The organism is Streptomyces sp. NPDC060002 (assembly GCF_042737245.1).
GTDB lineage: Bacteria > Actinomycetota > Actinomycetes > Streptomycetales > Streptomycetaceae > Streptomyces.
Window position 1 is genome coordinate 20906 of sequence record NZ_JBHWUW010000054.1, and the last position, 16304, is coordinate 37209.

13 protein-coding genes and 2 pseudogenes are annotated in these 16304 nt (G+C 71.3%); 5 read left to right on the plus strand and 10 right to left on the minus strand.

The window, feature by feature from the left end:
• Nucleotides 1-32 precede the first annotated feature (32 nt).
• From ACFWBD_RS33575 to ACFWBD_RS33585, 3 genes are read right to left on the minus strand one after another with little or no spacing between them, the layout of a single operon-like run.
• Nucleotides 33-803, minus strand: coding sequence for a phosphatase PAP2 family protein (locus tag ACFWBD_RS33575; RefSeq protein ID WP_385675268.1), 771 nt, complete (start codon nucleotides 801-803; stop codon nucleotides 33-35).
• Nucleotides 804-1757, minus strand: coding sequence for a YihY/virulence factor BrkB family protein (locus tag ACFWBD_RS33580; protein WP_385675271.1), 954 nt, complete (start codon nucleotides 1755-1757; stop codon nucleotides 804-806).
• Between the two features lies 1 nt (nucleotide 1758).
• Complete coding sequence (locus ACFWBD_RS33585) at nucleotides 1759-3525, minus strand: diacylglycerol kinase family protein (RefSeq protein ID WP_385675274.1); 1767 nt, start codon at nucleotides 3523-3525, stop codon at nucleotides 1759-1761.
• 535 nt (nucleotides 3526-4060) lie between these two features.
• On the opposite strand from ACFWBD_RS33585, the gene ACFWBD_RS33590 reads away from it, so the two are divergent.
• The gene (locus ACFWBD_RS33590) at nucleotides 4061-6613 is read left to right on the plus strand and encodes a discoidin domain-containing protein (protein ID WP_385675277.1); all 2553 of its coding nucleotides are present in this window, start codon (nucleotides 4061-4063) and stop codon (nucleotides 6611-6613) included.
• Between the two features lie 351 nt (nucleotides 6614-6964).
• On the opposite strand, the gene ACFWBD_RS33595 is transcribed toward ACFWBD_RS33590, so the two are convergent.
• A complete protein-coding gene (locus ACFWBD_RS33595) occupies nucleotides 6965-7135 on the minus strand; it encodes a hypothetical protein (RefSeq protein ID WP_046260526.1) in 171 nt (56 codons plus the stop codon).
• A 277-nt stretch (nucleotides 7136-7412) separates the two neighbouring features.
• Here ACFWBD_RS33595 and ACFWBD_RS33600 point away from each other — a divergent pair, with 277 nt between their 5' ends.
• Nucleotides 7413-7745 (plus strand): putative quinol monooxygenase, encoded by a 333-nt coding sequence (locus tag ACFWBD_RS33600; RefSeq protein WP_385675279.1) that lies wholly within the window; start codon nucleotides 7413-7415, stop codon nucleotides 7743-7745.
• Nucleotides 7746-7937: 192 nt separating this feature from the next.
• On the opposite strand, the gene ACFWBD_RS33605 is transcribed toward ACFWBD_RS33600, so the two are convergent.
• The 3 genes from ACFWBD_RS33605 to ACFWBD_RS33615 all read right to left on the minus strand — a co-directional run bounded on the left by ACFWBD_RS33605 (nucleotide 7938) and on the right by ACFWBD_RS33615 (nucleotide 10890).
• Nucleotides 7938-8864 carry an endonuclease/exonuclease/phosphatase family protein gene (locus tag ACFWBD_RS33605; protein WP_385675345.1) on the minus strand — a complete coding sequence of 309 codons (927 nt, stop codon included), beginning with the start codon at nucleotides 8862-8864 and terminating at the stop codon, nucleotides 7938-7940.
• 222 nt (nucleotides 8865-9086) lie between these two features.
• A complete protein-coding gene (locus tag ACFWBD_RS33610) occupies nucleotides 9087-10202 on the minus strand; it encodes a sensor histidine kinase (protein WP_385675282.1) in 1116 nt (371 codons plus the stop codon).
• On the minus strand, nucleotides 10195-10890 hold the full coding sequence (locus tag ACFWBD_RS33615) for a response regulator transcription factor (RefSeq protein ID WP_385675285.1): 696 nt from the start codon (nucleotides 10888-10890) through the stop codon (nucleotides 10195-10197). Before ACFWBD_RS33615 ends, ACFWBD_RS33610 begins: the two co-directional genes overlap by 8 nt.
• Nucleotides 10891-10945: 55 nt before the next feature.
• Between ACFWBD_RS33615 and ACFWBD_RS33620 the strand changes: the two genes are divergently transcribed.
• A complete protein-coding gene (locus ACFWBD_RS33620) occupies nucleotides 10946-11749 on the plus strand; it encodes a DUF4097 family beta strand repeat-containing protein (protein WP_385675288.1) in 804 nt (267 codons plus the stop codon).
• Nucleotides 11750-11899: 150 nt separating this feature from the next.
• Here the strand turns inward: ACFWBD_RS33620 and ACFWBD_RS33625 are convergent.
• Together ACFWBD_RS33625 and ACFWBD_RS33630 are read right to left on the minus strand one after the other, a co-directional pair.
• Nucleotides 11900-12766 (minus strand): annotated as a pseudogene (locus ACFWBD_RS33625) (MFS transporter); the annotation flags it as partial.
• Nucleotides 12726-12920 (minus strand): annotated as a pseudogene (locus ACFWBD_RS33630) (amidohydrolase family protein); the annotation flags it as partial. The pseudogenes ACFWBD_RS33630 and ACFWBD_RS33625, both read right to left, overlap by 41 nt.
• Here ACFWBD_RS33630 and ACFWBD_RS33635 point away from each other — a divergent pair.
• Complete coding sequence (locus tag ACFWBD_RS33635) at nucleotides 12920-13888, plus strand: Clp protease N-terminal domain-containing protein (RefSeq protein WP_385675291.1); 969 nt, start codon at nucleotides 12920-12922, stop codon at nucleotides 13886-13888. The pseudogene ACFWBD_RS33630 and the gene ACFWBD_RS33635 overlap by 1 nt on opposite strands.
• 287 nt (nucleotides 13889-14175) lie before the next feature.
• Here the strand turns inward: ACFWBD_RS33635 and ACFWBD_RS33640 are convergent, their stop codons facing one another.
• Complete coding sequence (locus ACFWBD_RS33640) at nucleotides 14176-15039, minus strand: helix-turn-helix domain-containing protein (protein ID WP_385675294.1); 864 nt, start codon at nucleotides 15037-15039, stop codon at nucleotides 14176-14178.
• A gap of 131 nt (nucleotides 15040-15170) precedes the next feature.
• Between ACFWBD_RS33640 and ACFWBD_RS33645 the strand changes: the two genes are divergently transcribed.
• On the plus strand, nucleotides 15171-16121 hold the full coding sequence (locus ACFWBD_RS33645; RefSeq protein ID WP_385675297.1) for an NADP-dependent oxidoreductase: 951 nt from the start codon (nucleotides 15171-15173) through the stop codon (nucleotides 16119-16121).
• The last annotated feature ends 183 nt before the right edge of the window (nucleotides 16122-16304 follow it).

Below are 16304 nucleotides of genomic sequence, written 5' to 3' on the forward strand. Positions count from 1 at the left end.
CCGGAGGGACCGAGCACGGGTCCTCCTTCCCCTCACGGCTCGGGTCGGGCGTCGACGAGTTCGGGCTCCAGGCCGTCGCTCACCTCGGCGTGGCCCCGGCCGACTTCGGCACGCCAGGCCTCGAAGGCCCAGGCGGTGAGGGCGACGACGGCCAGGCCGAGCAGCCAGCCGCCCACCACGTCGCTGAACCAGTGCACGCCGAGTGCGACCCGGGTGAAGCCGACCCCGAGCACCGACACCACCGTGACGCACCAGCACAGGGGCCGCCAGGCGCGCGGCACCAAGGGCAGCAGGACCAGCAACAGGACGGCGAACGACGTGGTGGCCGTCATCGCGTGACCCGACGGGAAGGAGAAGCCCGGAGCGTGCGCCACCGGATCCTCCAGGGACGGCCTGGCCCGCTCGACCACCGTCTTGACCAGTAGCCCGATCAGCCCGCCGGCCACGGCCGTCACGGCGGACCAGGCGGCCAGCCGCCAGGCCCTGCGGTACACCAGCCAGACGGTCAGCAGCGCGACAGCCGTTCGCAGGACGGCCGGGTCCCAGACCCAGTCGGACAGGAAGCGCAGGATGCTGGTCCACGCCGGATGTGTCACGGCCGTGTGGTGCAGTCGCTGAGCGGCGCCCGCGTCCAGGCGGCGCAGGGGCCGCCACTGGCCCTCGACGAGGACGAGCACCAGCGCGAAGGGCACGGCGGCGACGGCGGCGACGGCAGCCGCTCCGAGCAGCCGGGCGCCGAATCTGCGGTCGGCCGCCCGGCGACGACTGTCTCGGAGGTGCTGGACCGTGGCTCGCACAACCATTCAGACTCCAGGATCGGGTTCGATCGGACCGGACCGCAGGGCTCGCGCGGCCTCCAGTTGCGCGGCGAACGCCAGTCCGAGGAAGAGGGCGATGGAGGTCAGATAGGCCCAGAGCAGCAGCGACATGAAGGCGCTGAGCGGGCCGTAGACCGTGTCGAAGGAGCCGCTGATCCCGAGGTACAGGCTCAGCAGCCAGGTCAGCGCCGTCCACAGCACCAGGTACACGGCGGCGCCGAAGGCCAGCCAGGTGTAGCCGGGTTGTCTGCGGCGGGGCGACCGGCGGAAGATCACGCTGGCGGAGATGAGCGCGAGCAGCAGCCCGAAGGGCCAGCGCAGTATCTCCCAGGCGGTCTGGGCGCCGCCGTCGAGCCGGTAGACGGTCACCGCCGCGGCGGCCAGGTCTCCGCCGGCCACCATGACGATGAACCCGAGTCCGAGCGGCAGCCCGGCGCAGACGGACATCACCAGACCGCGCAGGTACTTCTGCTGGAAGGGACGGTCGCGCTCGTTCCCGTAGATCCGGTTGGCGCCGCGCTCCACCTGGCACATCGCGGTGGTGGTGTTGACCAGGGAGAAGAGGAGACCGAACCAGAGCGCGACCTGCGCGCCGTCGCCGGCCGTGCGGCGGCTGCGGTTCAGCGCGTCGTCGACCACGTCGGCGCTGGGACCCTCGGCGATCCGGTGGATCGTCAGTTCGGCGATCCGGCCGATGCTCTCGGTGTGCAGCGTGGTGGAGAGTCCGACGAACGCGATGGCCAGCGGGATCACCGACAGGACCGTCTGCAGGGCGAGCGCGCGGGAGTGGGTGAAGCCGTCGGCGTACCGGAAACGGACGAAGGAGTCGCGCAGCAGGGCCCAGCGGCCGTAGCGGCGCAGCGACGCCAGCGCCTCGTCGGCGGACAGTTCGTCGCCGGTCATGTCGCGGGTCTCGGGGACCTTGGTCGCGGTACCCATGTCACGCACCTCCAGCGGGCAGCAGCACCGTCAGCGCGCCAGGCCTGACCTCGGCGGTGAGCCGGCGGCCGGGTGTCACCGGATCGCCGTCGAGCTCTCGGGACTGCGTGGAGTCGAAGGTCAGTTCGGCCCGGCGGAACGTGAAGAACTCCACCGGTACGCCGCTCCGGCCGTCGTCCTCAGCCGGCACGGTGGCCACGGCCGACGGCCGGGGCGCCTTCGCGCCACCGCGCAGCAGCGTCGCCAGCGCACGCATCCAGCCGCCGGCGCCGCGCGGGTCGAGGATCAGCAGATCGAGCAGGCCGTCGTCGGGGCGGGCGGCCGGCAGGAGCGTCGTCCCGCCCTGCACGGTCCCGACATTGCCGATGAGCACCATGCGGGCCGTGCGGCGCAGGGCGGGCGCATCGTCGAGCCGGACGGTCAGGCGCATCCGCGGTGTGCGCAGTGCGCCGACGCCTGCCAGCACATAGGCGGGCCAGCCCAGGACGGACTTGGCACGGTCGTCGGTGTGCTCCATGATCTCGGCGTCGAGACCGGCCCCGGACATGGCGGCGAAGTGGGCGGCGGCGAGGCCGTCACCCTCGACGCGGCCGAGGTCGAGGCGGTGTGGGGTGCCTCGCAGGGCGGCGTCGAGCGCTTCGGTGGGGGACAGCGGCAGGCCGAGGTTGCGGGCCAGCAGATTGCCCGTGCCGCAGGGCACGACGGCCAGCGGTACGCCGCTGCCGGCCAGGGCGTCCGCGGCCGCCCGCAGGGTGCCGTCACCGCCGCAGACCACCACCAGCCGTGCGCCCTCCCGGATCGCGCCGGCCGTCTGACCGGTGCCCGGGTCCTCCGCCGTGGTCTCGATGAACACCGGTGCGCGGTGTCCGTGCCGTTCCAGGATCCCCCGCAGCGCCTCGCGGTCGGCTTCGTGGGTCACCGTGGGGTTGAAGATCACCGCGGTCCGGCCCGGGTCCGGTGCGCCTGCGCCTGCGCCCGCCCCCGCGCTCTCGCTCGCGAAGGACGGCGTGGGGATCGCCCCGGCCGGAGCGGTCACGGTCCCGTCGGTGAACAGGGCACGGCCGACGATCAGCAGGGACAGGCTGCCGTTGACCAGCCCGCCCACGACGTCCGTGGGGTGGTGCATGCCCCGGTAGAGGCGGGCGACGGCCACCAGTACCGGCACGAGAAGCAGCAGACCGCCCACGATCCGCCGCCACGGCCCGCGGAGCCGGGACAGCGCGAGCACCGCCAGTCCGCCGTAGAGCGCGGTGGCCGCCCCGGTGTGGCCGGACGTGTAGCTGGAGGTGGGCGGTGAGGCGTCGAGGCGGTGCACCTCCGGGCGGTGGCGGTCCACCGACTCGGTGATGACCAGGAACACCAGCGACTGAAGCGACACGGCGACGGCGAGGAACGACGCCTGACGCCACATCGGCAGACGGGGGATCAGGATCAGGCCCGCGCACGCCAGCAGGGTGACGGCTATCACCGTGAGGGTGTTGCCGGCCTCCGACCCGAGGAGCGACAGGGTGGTGAGGGTGCCGGTCCGGGCGCGTTCGAGGCCCTCGTTGACGTCGTCCTCGGCGGTCAGCGGCCACAGCCCACGGGCGGGCCCGGTGATCAGCAGCCCGAATCCCACCATCAGCGCGCCCTGGCAGACCGTCAGGGCCGCGATACGCGCGGCGGTTCGGCCGGTGCCCCGCGGCAGCGCGAACGAGCGGCCGGTCCGGGCGGCTTCTGGTCTCTCGCCGGGCAGATCGGACGATCTTTCCGGTGCGGCGGTCGGCATCAGGTCTCCCACGGGTCGGCGCTATACGGCGGTGTCGGCCAAGGACATCGGGGCCGATCCACCGCCGTCTGCCCCCGATGTCACCGCGCAGACCCTCCGCTGGGGGGCTCAACTTCTGCGCACTCTCCACTCGCTGTACCTGTTCACCTCGTTTTGCCCTACCTTGCACACAGGGTCTCCTCGAGCCGCTTCGGCGTACGCGGGGGCGCGGCGGCGGCAGGCGCGAGAGCGCTCTCGCGTCGGGGTCATGCCGGTGGACGACGTCGACACTCGAACGGCGAGAGCGTCATGGGGCGCGGGGCGGGGGAGGGGAGTGGGCTGTCGCCGAGGAGCGTCGAGAGCGTGCCGTCAATGTGTCAAGGGACGCGGCGGAAGTAGGTCCGGAAAGATTTCAACTTTCGAAGGCTTGCCGAGACTTGCGACTCATCAGTTAAATCAAGACGTGAACTAAGCGTCGCAGCGGTGACCTCGGCGTACCGCCGCGTCTGCCGCAGACGCCCTCGTGTCCTTTCCCGACGCACCCGCAGGGACCTTCATGAGACTCAGATCCCTGGGTGTCGCGCTCGCCGCCACGGCAGCGCTGATCACCCTCCCCACCATCCGGCCACCGGCCGCCGCGGCCGCCGACGCCAACCTGTCCCAGGGCAGGACGGCGACGGCATCCTCGAACGAGAACGCGGGCACACCCGCGGCGCTCGCGGTCGACGGCGACACCGGCACCCGGTGGTCCTCGGCCGCCACCGACGACCAGTGGCTGCAGGTCGACCTCGGCACCGGCGCCACTGTCAGCCAGATCGTCGTCAACTGGGAGGCGGCCTACGGCAAGGACTACAAGATCCAGTCCTCGTCCGACGGCAGCACCTGGACCGACCTGCGCACGGTCACCGGCGGAGACGGTGGCACCGACACGCTCGACGTCTCCGGCCAAGGCCGTTACGTACGTCTGCAGGGCGTCCACCGGGCGACGCAATGGGGCTACTCCGTCTGGGAGTTCCAGGTGTTCGGCACCACCGGCGGAGCGTCTCAGCCCGGTACCTGCTCGACCGCCGACTCGGCGCGGGGCAAGACCGCTTCGGCGTCCTCGACGGAGAACGCCGGCACCCCCGCGTCCGCCGCGTTCGACGGCAACGACTCCACCCGCTGGTCCAGCCAGGCCGCGGACCCGCAGTGGCTCAGCGTCGACCTGGGCTCGTCCCAGGACGTCTGCGGGATCGACCTGAACTGGGAAGCCGCGTACGGCAAGGACTTCCAGATCCAGGCCTCCGCCGACGGCCAGAACTGGAACACCCTCAAGACCGTCACCGGGGCGACCGGGGGCCGCGCCTCCTACGACGTCAGCGGCACGGGCCGCCACGTCCGCGTCCTCGGGACGGCTCGCGGGACGGGTTACGGATACTCGCTCTGGGAGGTCGCCGTCCACACCACGTCCGGCGGCACCGGAGGCCCGGTCCAGGGTGGCGGCGACCTCGGCCCGAACGTGATCGTCGTCGACCCCGCCACCCCCGACCTCCAGCAGAAGTTCGACCAGGTCTTCGCCCGGCAGGAGTCCGCGCAGTTCGGCTCCGGTCGCTACCAGTTCCTGCTCAAGCCGGGCACCTACAACGGCATCAACGCCCAACTCGGCTTCTACACCTCCATCTCAGGTCTCGGCCTGAACCCCGACGACACCCAGATCAACGGCGACATCACCGTGGACGCGGGCTGGTTCAACGGCAACGCCACACAGAACTTCTGGCGTTCGGCGGAGAACCTGGCGATCACACCGTCCAACGGCACCGACCGCTGGGCTGTCGCCCAGGCCGCTCCGTTCCGCCGCATTCACGTCAAGGGCGGCCTCAACCTGGCCCCCAACGGCTACGGATGGGCCTCCGGCGGCTATATCGCCGACTCCAGGATCGACGGCACGGTCGGGCCGTACTCCCAGCAGCAGTGGTACACCCGCGACAGCTCCGTGGGCGGCTGGACCAACGGTGTGTGGAACATGACGTTCACCGGCGTCCAGGGCGCCCCGGCGACCAACTTCGACACCGGCCCCTACACCACGCTGGACACCACCCCGATCTCCCGCGAGAAGCCGTTCCTCTACCTCGACGGCGCCGACTACAAGGTCTTCGTCCCCGCCGAGCGCACCGGCGCACGGGGCATGTCCTGGCCGGCCAACGCCGGGACCTCGCTCCCGCTCAGCCAGTTCTACGTCGTCAAACCCGGTGCGACGGCCGCCACCATCAACACCGCACTGGCTCAGGGCCTGAACCTGCTGTTCACGCCCGGCGTCTACCACCTCGACCGGACGATCGACGTCACCCGCGCCGGCACGGTGGTGCTCGGGCTGGGCCTGGCGACCATCGTGCCCGACGGGGGCGTCGACGCCCTGCACGTCGCGGACGTCGACGGCGTCCGGCTGGCCGGATTCCTCATCGACGCCGGCGCCACCCGGTCCGACACCCTGCTGCAGATCGGTCCCGCCGGAGCGGCCGCGGACCACTCCGCCGACCCGACCACCATGCAGGACGTGTTCATCCGCGTCGGCGGCGCGGGCCCCGGCCTGGCGACGGACTCCGTCGTGGTCAACAGCGACGACGTCGTCATCGACCACACCTGGCTCTGGCGTGCCGACCATGGCGAAGGCGTCGGCTGGGAGACCAACCGGGCCGACTACGGACTGCGGGTCAACGGCGACGACGTCCTGGCCACCGGCCTGTTCGTGGAGCACTTCAACAAGTACGACGTCGTATGGAGCGGTGAGAGGGGACGCACGATCTTCTTCCAGAACGAGAAGGCGTACGACGCCCCCAATGCCGCCGCCATCACGCACGACGGCATCGTCGGGTGGGCGGCCTACAAGGTCGCCGACACGGTGGCCGTGCACGAGGCGTGGGGTCTGGGCAGCTACTGCAACTACACCTCCGATCCCTCGATCGTGCAGCGCCACGGCTTCCAGGTACCGGTCAAGGCGGGCGTCAAGATGCACAACCTCCAGGTGATCTCGCTGGGAGGCAAGGGCCAGTACGCCCACGTCATCAACGACACGGGCGCCCCGACCTCGGGGACGGACACCGTGCCCTCGAAGGTGACCTCGTTCCCGTGATCCAGGGGAGGGACGGCAGATCACACCGATGAACCCGCTGCCGGGACCGCGAACCAGCGGCCCGGCAGCGGGTGGACGGCGGGCGGAGGAGCGACGTCCGTAGCTCCGGCCAGGCTTCCGCCACGACGGGCGGAGCCTTGCGGGTCGACGGCGGATACATCGACTCGGTCCTGCCCTGACGACGCCGGGCGCGGTGCGGCGCACACGGCTGCGAACAGAGTCCTCGGATCGTCCTTCACGAGGTTCACCTCGGCGATTTTCCGGCTCCGTTCGGCTGAGACGACTCCGCCGGGACATGCCTGTGGGCCCCGGGTGTTCCCGGAGCCCACAGGTCAGCCGCTGTTCGGCGGGTTACCAGCGGTACCAGCGGCCCTTGCGGCCGCCGGTGTCCGCGCTGCGCATGACGAAGCCCAGCAGCCAGACGGCCAGCACGATGACGGCGATCCACCACAGTGCCTTGAGCGCGAAGCCCGCGCCGAAGAGGATCAGGGCCAGCAGAAGAACGAGAAGCAGGGGAACCATAGTTATCAACCTCCGACGCTCCTTGTGCCCGGCAATTCGAAGAACACGCGGCTGATTCACCTGGTTTCTTCACGGTTGTTGCGGGAACTGGACTCTGGTTCTCCATCTGCGTTCACCTCGCCGCTGAGCGGCACGACGGTTTCGTGCCGGGAAGGGCCAGGCGTCCGCCGAGGCCAAGTCCGCCGGCGTGTCATTGTCAGTTCTGACCAGGCCGCCGAACGTCCGGCGAGGGGTGTCGCCACCCCCGATGGCCGCCCACGACACGCAAGGAAAGATCATGATCTTCATCACCGCCCGGTTCCGTGTCCTTCCCCAGCACGCGGACGACTGGCCCGACATCACCCGCGGCTTCACCCTGGCCACGCGCGGCGAGCCCGGATGTCTGTGGTTCGACTGGTCGCGCGGCGTCGACGACCCCGCCGAGTACGTGCTGACCGAGGCGTTCCGCGACGACGAGGCCGGGTCGGCCCACGTCTCCTCCGAGCACTTCGCCGCGGCCTGCGCCGAGCTGCCGCCGTACCTCGCCGAGACCCCCAGGATCGTGAACGTGACCGTCCCGCAGGACGACTGGTCCCTGCTCGGGGAAATGGCGGTGAAGGAGAACGGCTGACGCAGGTGGCCGCGGGGCGCCCGGCCGGCGAGCCGGGCGACCCGCGGAACGGCGGCACATGAGCTGCCCCCGCGCCTGCGGGGACGACTACGCCGCCGTCTTCCGGTCCCGCAACGGGGCTTGCCCTGAGTGCTGGGCAGATTTCGGGGACTGCGTCCCCGCCCCTCTCGCGGGACCGGCCGGCGGCAGCGGTCACCAGCTGATGCCGGCCGCCACCGGCAGATGGTCGCTGCCGGTGGCCGGGAGTACCCACGAGCTCTTCGGCTCCACGCCCCTGACCAGGATCTGATCGATCCGCGCCATCGGGAAGGACGCCGGCCAGCTGAAGCCGAAGCCGTCCCCGGCCGCTTCCTGGGCCGAGTGCAGCTGCGAGGTGAGGCCGTCGAACGCGCGGTCGTCGGTGGTGCCGTTCATGTCGCCGAGCACCACCACCCGCTCGTTCTGCTCGGCGGCGACGGCCTTGGCGAGCGCGGCCGCGCCGACGTCGCGTGAGTCCGTCCAGAAGCCGTTCCTGGGCATCAGCCGCACCGACCCCAGGTGCGCCACGTACACCACCAGCGGCCCCTGGTCCGTGGCCACCGTGGTGCGCAGCGCCCGGGGCGGGTCCACGGGGAGGTCCTCGGCCCGCCGGGTGTGCGCCAGCGGCCCGGCATTGCCCCGCAGGACGTCGACCGAACGGGAGTCCGACAGCGGCAGCTTGCTCCACAGCCCGACCGTGCCCTGCACCGTGTGGTACCGGTATGCCTTCGCCAACTCCTTCCCGTACGCGACCGTGGTCTGCGGGGCCATCTCCTCGAGCGCCAGCAGGTCCGCCCCGGAGGCGGCCAGGTCACGGGCGGTGCCGCCCGGGTCGGGGTTCTCGGCGTTGACGTTGTGGCTGACCACGGTGAGGTCGCCGCCCGGCTGGGACTTGTCGAGGAGCAGTCCGCCGAAGAGGCTCAGCCATGCCACGACCGGCAGCAGCAGCGCGGCCACCGCCGCGGCGGAGCGGCGCCACAGGGCCCCGGCGAGGAGCACCGGGACGAACAGGCCGAACCACGGCAGGAACGTCTCCACCAGGCTGCCGAGACCGCCCCCGTCCGTGATCTCCGCGTGCAGCGGCATGAGCAGGCCGAGCATCAGCGCCAGCGCCGTGAGCAAGGGGCCGCGCTTCCACGGGTCCGGCCCGGAGAGGCTGCGGATCGCCCGGCGGATACGCGCCCGCCGGCCACCCGAGCCGGTGTCCGCGCGGCGACCGGCGTCGCGCTGCCCGGCCCGAGCCGTGTCCAGGACCTCGGCGCGCTCCTCGGCGTCGCCCTGCTGCCGCGCATCCGGAACTTCTCGTAGTGCTTCGCTCACTGGTCAGACCTCCTTCGGAGAAAGCGCTGGTGGTGCGGGCAGTCGAACGGCGATACGGAGTCCGCCCGCAGCGCGTGGGGTGATGGTGAGCGACCCGTCGTGCACCTCGGTGATCCGCCGGACGATGGCCAGGCCGAGTCCGACGCCTGCGTGGTCGTTGCGCACACGTGCGGTGGCGCGCTGAAACGGCTCGGTGAGAGTCGAGACCAACCGCGGGGAGAGCTTCTCGCCGGTGTTCTCGACCGTGAGCACCACCGTCTCGGGGCCGGCGCCGGTCTCGACCCGCACCGTGCCGTCGTCGGACAGGTTGTGCACGATCGCGTTGTGCACAAGATTCGTCGTCAACTGCAGCAGGAGCGCCTGTGAGCCGAAAGCCGGGGCGATGTCACCGCAGGTCTCGACCGTGACACCGCGTTTCTCGGCGAGCGGGAGCAGTGTCTCGGTGGCCTCTTCCACGAGCAGGGAGAGGTCGACAGGTTCTCGGGTGAAGGACCTCTGGTCGGCGCGGCTGAGCACGAGCAGCGCCTCGGTGAGGTCGATGGCCCGGGCGTTGACGGCGTGCAGGCGGTTGACGATCTCGCCGAGGTCCTGCGTCGGATCGTTGCGGGCCACGTCGAGAAGCGCCTGCGAGATCGCCAGCGGGGTGCGCAGTTCGTGCGAGGCGTTGGCCGCGAATCTCCGCTGCTCGGCCACGTGCGCTTCGAGGCGGGCGAGCATCGCGTCGAAGGCGTCGGCGAGTTCACGGAACTCGTCCTTGCGGCCCGGCAGCCGGATCCGGTGGGAGAGCGATCCTTTCGTGGCCATGCTGGTGGCGTCCGCGATGCGGGTCAGCGGGGCGAGCATGCGGCCGGCGAGAATCCACCCGCCCACGAGACCGAACACCAGCAGGAACGCCAGTACCGCGGCTGCCCTCGGAGCGAAAACCTTCAGGAGGACGGACCGGACGGGAAAGACACCCTCGAGCTCCTCATCGGGGTTGATGAGCATCGCGCGATCGGGGACGTAGCGCAGGAGGAACACCCATACCGCCGCGAGCAGCAGCAGCCCGGCGAACATGAGGAATCCGGCGTAGCTGAGGGTGAGTTTGAAGCGAACGCTGAACCCGGGCCGCCTATCCACGGTCTCCTCCCTCGTGGCCGGCCGCGGGTCGCGTGTCGATGCGGTACCCGGCGCCGGGCACCGTGGCAATGACCCAGGGCTCACCGAGCCGTTTGCGCAGTGCCGAGACCGTGATGCGTACGGCATTGGTGAACGGGTCCGCGTTCTCGTCCCATGCCCGCTCCAGGAGCTCCTCGGCGCTGACGACACCGCCTTCGGCAGCGACCAGGACTTCGAGCACGGCGAACTGCTTCCTGGTCAGCGCGACGAAGTGGCCGTCGCGGTGAACTTCGCGGCGGAACGGATCGAGCCGCAGGCCCGCGATCTCCCGCACGGGCGGCCTGTTGTGTGCACGTCTGCGGTCGAGTGCTCTGAGTCTGAGCACGAGTTCCTGGAGCTCGAACGGCTTGGTGAGGTAGTCGTCGGCGCCGAGTCCGAACCCGGAGGCCTTGTCGTCGAGCCGGTCGGCGGCCGTGAGCATGAGGATCGGCATGCCGCTGCCGGAGGCGACGATGCGTTCGGCGATCTCGTCGCCGGAAGGGCCGGGAATGTCGCGGTCGAGGACGGCGATGTCGTAGGCGTTGATGCCCAGCAGTGCCCAGGCGGTGTCACCGTCACCGGCGATGTCGGACGCGATGGCTTCCCGTCGTAGGCCATCGCGGATGGCTTCCGCCATATAGGGCTCGTCCTCGACGATCAGCACTCGCATGCTCCGAGGGTACGAGTCGCCACATATCGTCGGCATATCGAAAACCGCATGGGTCATGACGGTACCGACTCGGGGCACCCGGAAGGGCATGAAGGCGAAGCCGGCAAGGCGCGTGCTGCTTGCGACCGTTGTGCTGACGGTCCTCCCCTTCGCCGTGTCCTGCGGTGACCAGGAGCACGGGGGAGCGGGTGGATCGGCCGCAGCGGGACCGCCCGCCCTCGCGCGATCCGGGAGCCACCTCGTCATCACGACCGAGAACGGTCTGCTGCTGCGCCCCACCGACGGCCGTCGGGTCACCGTCGACGATCGCGCCGACGGCGACTGGTCGCACGACGGCGACACCTGGACCCTGGACCTGTCCTGCACGGACCGGGAGCGGGCGCGGGGCGAGGAAGCGTGCCCCCGGATGCCCTATGTGAAGGTCCCGGGCGGCGTGAGTGTCACGGTGAGCGCCCGCGACGCGGGCGTGGACGTGGCGGGACTCGCCGCGGCGCTGGACGTCACGACCGTCAACGGCGATGTGACGGTGACACGTTCCGGGAAGGGCGACGCAGCGGTACGGCTGGCCACCCGCAACGGCTCGGTGCGCGCGACGGCTCTCGACGCGGGCCGGCTGCACGCGGCGACCACCAACGGCGACGTGATCCTCGCGTGCGCCACCGCGCCGACGGGCGTCACCGCCGCCACCACCAACGGCTCGGTCGGCGTCACCGTTCCGCACGACGCCCCCGCGTATCTGGTCACGGCCGGTACGGACAACGGCCGGGCCACGGTGGGCGTGACCACGAGCGACGACCGCCAGGGCCCGGCGATGACGCTGACGACGGTCAACGGCGACGTCGACGTGCGCCGCGCCTGACCCCGCCGGCCTCCGCCGACACCACTGTCGTCGCCCCGCGAGGGCGGGTGACCCGGACACGGGCGAGTCTCCGTATGTCGCTGCCCAACCCCCGCGCCGGCCAGTAGACCGAAGGTCACGAGCAGCACCAGGGCGGCGATGCCGATCGCCTCACTCGAACCGCCGGCCGCGGGCTGACCGGCGAGCACCGGGCCGCCGACGTCCACGGTCGGACCGGCCTCGCGGGCCTTCCTCTGCGGGCCTCGGTCTGCCTCGGGCGGGGACGCTCACGCGTTGCCGATCCGCCTCGGCAAGACGTGCCGAACGCGTGCGGGTGCCGAAGGCGGCCAGAGCGACCGCGCCGAGCAGCCAGGTGCCGGCGATGAAGCAGAAGACGCTCTGGTAGCCGTGGCCGTTGTAGAGCGCGGCGACGATCAGCGGGCCGGCGGCGTTCGAGAGCCGGCCGAGGCCGTAGGAGACGCTCGTACCCAGGGAGCGGCTGCGGGTGTCGAAGAGCTCGGGGGAGTAGGCGTAGGCGAGGGCGGTGTAGCCGCGCTCGAAGAGGTTCACCAGGACGCCGAACACGATGATGAGGACCGGGTTGAAGGTGAGCCCGTACAGCAGACCGCAGGCGGCGATGACCGTGCCGAAGGCGACCAGGCACCATTTGCGCTCGAAGCGGTCGGTGACCAGGGACGCCAGGTAGCAGCCGAGCGGTGCGCCGACGGTGGTCAGGGCCACGTAGAAGACGGACTTCTCGACGCTGAAGCCCTCCTTGGCCAGCAGGGTGGGCGCCCAGCTGGAGTAGCCGAAGAAGCCGATGGTCTGCGTCATCCAGAGCACGGTGAGGAGCAGCGTCGGGAACAGGTACTTCCTCTGAAGGAGCAGCCGCAGCGGCGCCTTCGTCGACGGCGGTTCGTCGACCGGCGGCGCGGGCTCGGCCAGGGGGCCCTTCTCAGCGGCGACGCTGGCCTCGATCTCCCTCAGGACCGTGTCCGCCTCGGCGTGCTCGCCCCTGCTCTCCAGCCAGCGGGGCGATGGCGCTGTTGTCCGCGCCGTGGCAGGTGGCCTGCACGATGACGTTGCGGTCGACGCCCAGGTGGTCGCGGAGCGCGAACAACTCCTCCTTGCCGCCGTCGCAGGGCGTGTACTTCCGTTCCGGCGCGAAGGGAACTCGGCCAGAATCTCCCCATGACTACAGAGTTCCACGCGGACCACAGCCTGCTCACCGCATTGCGCCCGGTCTACGCCGGACGTCACGTCAACACCCATGACCTGCTGGCCTGCATCAGCAAGGACCGACGGGTCCAGGAGTTCCTCGCACCGTACGACCTCACGACACAGGTGGTCCGCAGGGGCGTCACGGCGATGGACGACGAACCGGGTGAGGTCGAGGTCTCCCTGGGCGGGCAGGCGGACCGCTCGCTCACGCTCAGCACGGCCGGCGCGACCGCGCTTGCCCGGTGCCAGGAGCAGCCGTCCGTGACCGGTCAGGGCGCAGAGCGCACCCCGGCCGATCTGCTGGCGGCCCTCCTGGACGACCCGTCCGACGGGGCGGTCGGCTACCTGAATGAGTCCGGGGTGGACGTCACCGCACTGCGGCAAGCCGTACGGTCGGGGCAGCCCCCTGCCCAGGAGGACATCGTCCCGCCGGACCTGCACTCCACCCGCGACGCCCTGGTGGGCCGCCGCCGCTACAAGCCGCGTGAGCTCGGGCAGTTCTGGACGACGCTCCTCGTCCGGACGACGCCGTTCAACGCCGCGATACACCCGGTGCTGTGGGCGCGCCTGGAGGCCGGGGAACTCGCCGGGCAGCACGGTGGGAAGGTCCGCACCGACGACGTCCTCCTGGGCATGATGAGGACGTACGCGGTCGCGCGGGCCTATCCGCACCTGACGAAGGACGCGAAGGGCGACTACGACGGGGGCAAGGCCCTGGTCGAGGTCGGGGTGGCGCACGAACAGGTGCGCGCGGTGATGGCGAGTACCGACCTCGGCCGTGACTCGGTGCCGCCCCGAGAGCTGCTCAGGGACACGATGGCCGGCGGTACCTCCGACCTCCTCGCCCGGCTGCTCAGCGAGCCGGGCAACCGGAGTGTGCGGCTGTTGGCAGCGCTCGGCGTGACTCCAGCCGATCTCCCGGGCCGTACCGGTCTCTGACCGGCCTGGCGTAGGCCGGTTCGGGACGGCGGCCGGGCGCGGGCCGCCCGCGGGCGCCGTCCCGGTCTGAGTGGGAGTCGGCTCCGTCCGCCCGGAGACCGGCCCGGCACCCCCATAGGTCCAGGGGCGCGAGCCGTCCCGGCAGGACTGCCAGCGCTGTACGACGCACTGTACGACGGCGCTGTACGACGGCGACGTACGGTCCGCCCTGGCCCCGAACCATGGAGCCCGGATCGGATGCCGGCGTCTGCGGAGCGTGGGGCGTGGGGCGTGGAATGTGCCCTGGATCAGCGGGCGTTGAGCAGAGCGCCGAGCAGTTGGAGCCGCTCGGCGTCGGGGCCGCCCTCGACGGCGGTGTAGACGATCAGCACCGGGCCGGGAGTGCCCGGCAGCGGGTAGGCGTCCCAGTCCAGGTTCAGCTCCCCGACCAGGGGGTGGTCGACGCGCATCCGGCCGCGCGTCGTCTCACCCACGTCGTGGCGGGCCCACAGCATCGCGAACTCGTCGCTACGGACCGCGAGTTCGCCGACCAGCTCCGCGGCGCGCGGGTGCCCCGGATCGGCGGCGACCTGTGCACGCAGCATCGCGGTCAGCTCGGCGACGGTCGCGGCCCGCTCCGGGCAGGTCTGGTCGGCCTCCGGGTGCAGCAGGAGCGACAGCAGGTTCCGCTCCGTCACCGGGAGCCGGGTGAACTCGCCCAGCAGCGCGCCGGCCAGCGGGCTCCAGGCCAGTACGTCCAGGTAGCGGCCCACGACCAGCGCGGGCGAGGGCATCGTGCGCAGCAGCCGCTGTGTGGTGTCCGGAACTTCCTCGGGTTCGTACCGGCGCGGGGTGCGGGCCGGCGTGCGTGCGGCGGCGGCGAGGCTGTGCAGGTGCCTGCACTCCTCGGTGGAGAAGTTCAGGGCGCGGGCGAGGGCGTCCAGGACCTGTTCGGAGGGCCGCACGTCGCGTCCCTGTTCCATCCGCTGGTAGTAGTCCGAGCTCACCCCCGCCAGCAGGGCCAGTTCCTCACGCCGCAGCCCGGCCACACGCCGCCTCGGGCCGGGTTCGAGGCCGACGTCCTCCGGCCGCAGCCGGGTCCGGCGGGTCCGTAGGAATGCGGCGAGTTCGCGTCGGGGGTCGTCTGTCGGCGCGAGGGGGTCGTCGGTCACGGCGCCAGTATGCCCCGGGCACCTCTGGGGAGGGTGGGTCTGCCAGTCCCAGGAAAAGGCGAACGACCGTGATGTCGAGAGCGGGGACCAGTATCGGTTCCACACCGGACGACCACGGAAGGAACAGCGACATGAAGGCCGCTCAGATCACGAGTTACGGTGCACCGGACGTCCTGCGGATCAACGAAGTCGACCGCCCCGCTCCCGGAGCCGGTGAGGTGCTGGTGTCGGTCGAGGCGTCCAGCGTGAACGGACACGACGTGATCGTCCGTGCCGGGGAGTTGAAGATGGTGTCGGGCCGCCGCTTCCCGATCGGTGCGGGACTGGACTTCGCGGGCGTCGTCGTCGGGACAGGCGCCGATGTCGAGAACTACCGGTCCGGGGACCGGGTGTGGGGCATGGTGCATCCCCGGCAGCGGCACACCACCGCGGGGGCGGCCGAGTACGTCGTGGTCCCCGCCGACCGGATCGCGCCCGCCCCGGCGGGCCTCTCGCCGGTCGACGCGGCCTCCCTCGTCGTGGCGGGCGCCACGGCGCTGATCGCGCTGCGCGACAGCGTGCGCCTCGCGGGCGGGGAACGGGTCCTGGTGCGGGGCGCGGCCGGCGGGGTCGGCACGGCCGCCGTGCAACTGGCGCACGCGCTGGGCGGCCACGTCACCGCGCTGGCTCGCGACCGCCACGCCCAACTGCTCACCGGCCTCGGTGCCGACGAGGTTCTCGACTACGGCTCCACCACGTCGGACCAGATCGGACCGTTCGACGTCATCGTCGACACCGTCGGCTCGGAACTGCACTGCTACCGAGGCCGGTTGGCCAAGGGCGGCCGGATGGTCACCGTCGGCCTGTCGGCCGGCGCCCTGGCCGCGATCGCCGCGTCGAGCGTGCACGGCTCACGCCGAATCCGTACCTTCAGCGCCAATCCGGACAGTGCCGTGCTGCGCGATCTGACCGACCAGGTCGTTTCGGGTGCGCTGCGTCCGGTGGTCGCCAGCGTGTACCCGCTCGCGGACGTCGCCGCGGCACACAAGGCGTTCGAGCGCGGCGGAGTCGTGGGCAAGCACGTGATCGCGGTGTCCGCGTAGCCCTGTTCTCGCGCGAGCAGGCGTGAGCACTCGGTTCGACGGAGGATCGGGCACTGTGCGGCCATCAGTTCCGGTGCTGTACGGAATCGAGAACGTCGAGCACGGCCATGGCTTCCGGCTTCGTGTCACCGGCCCCCGCCGGTGTGCGTCGGGTGCGCCCTTTCTGCTTCCGCGCGCCCCGGC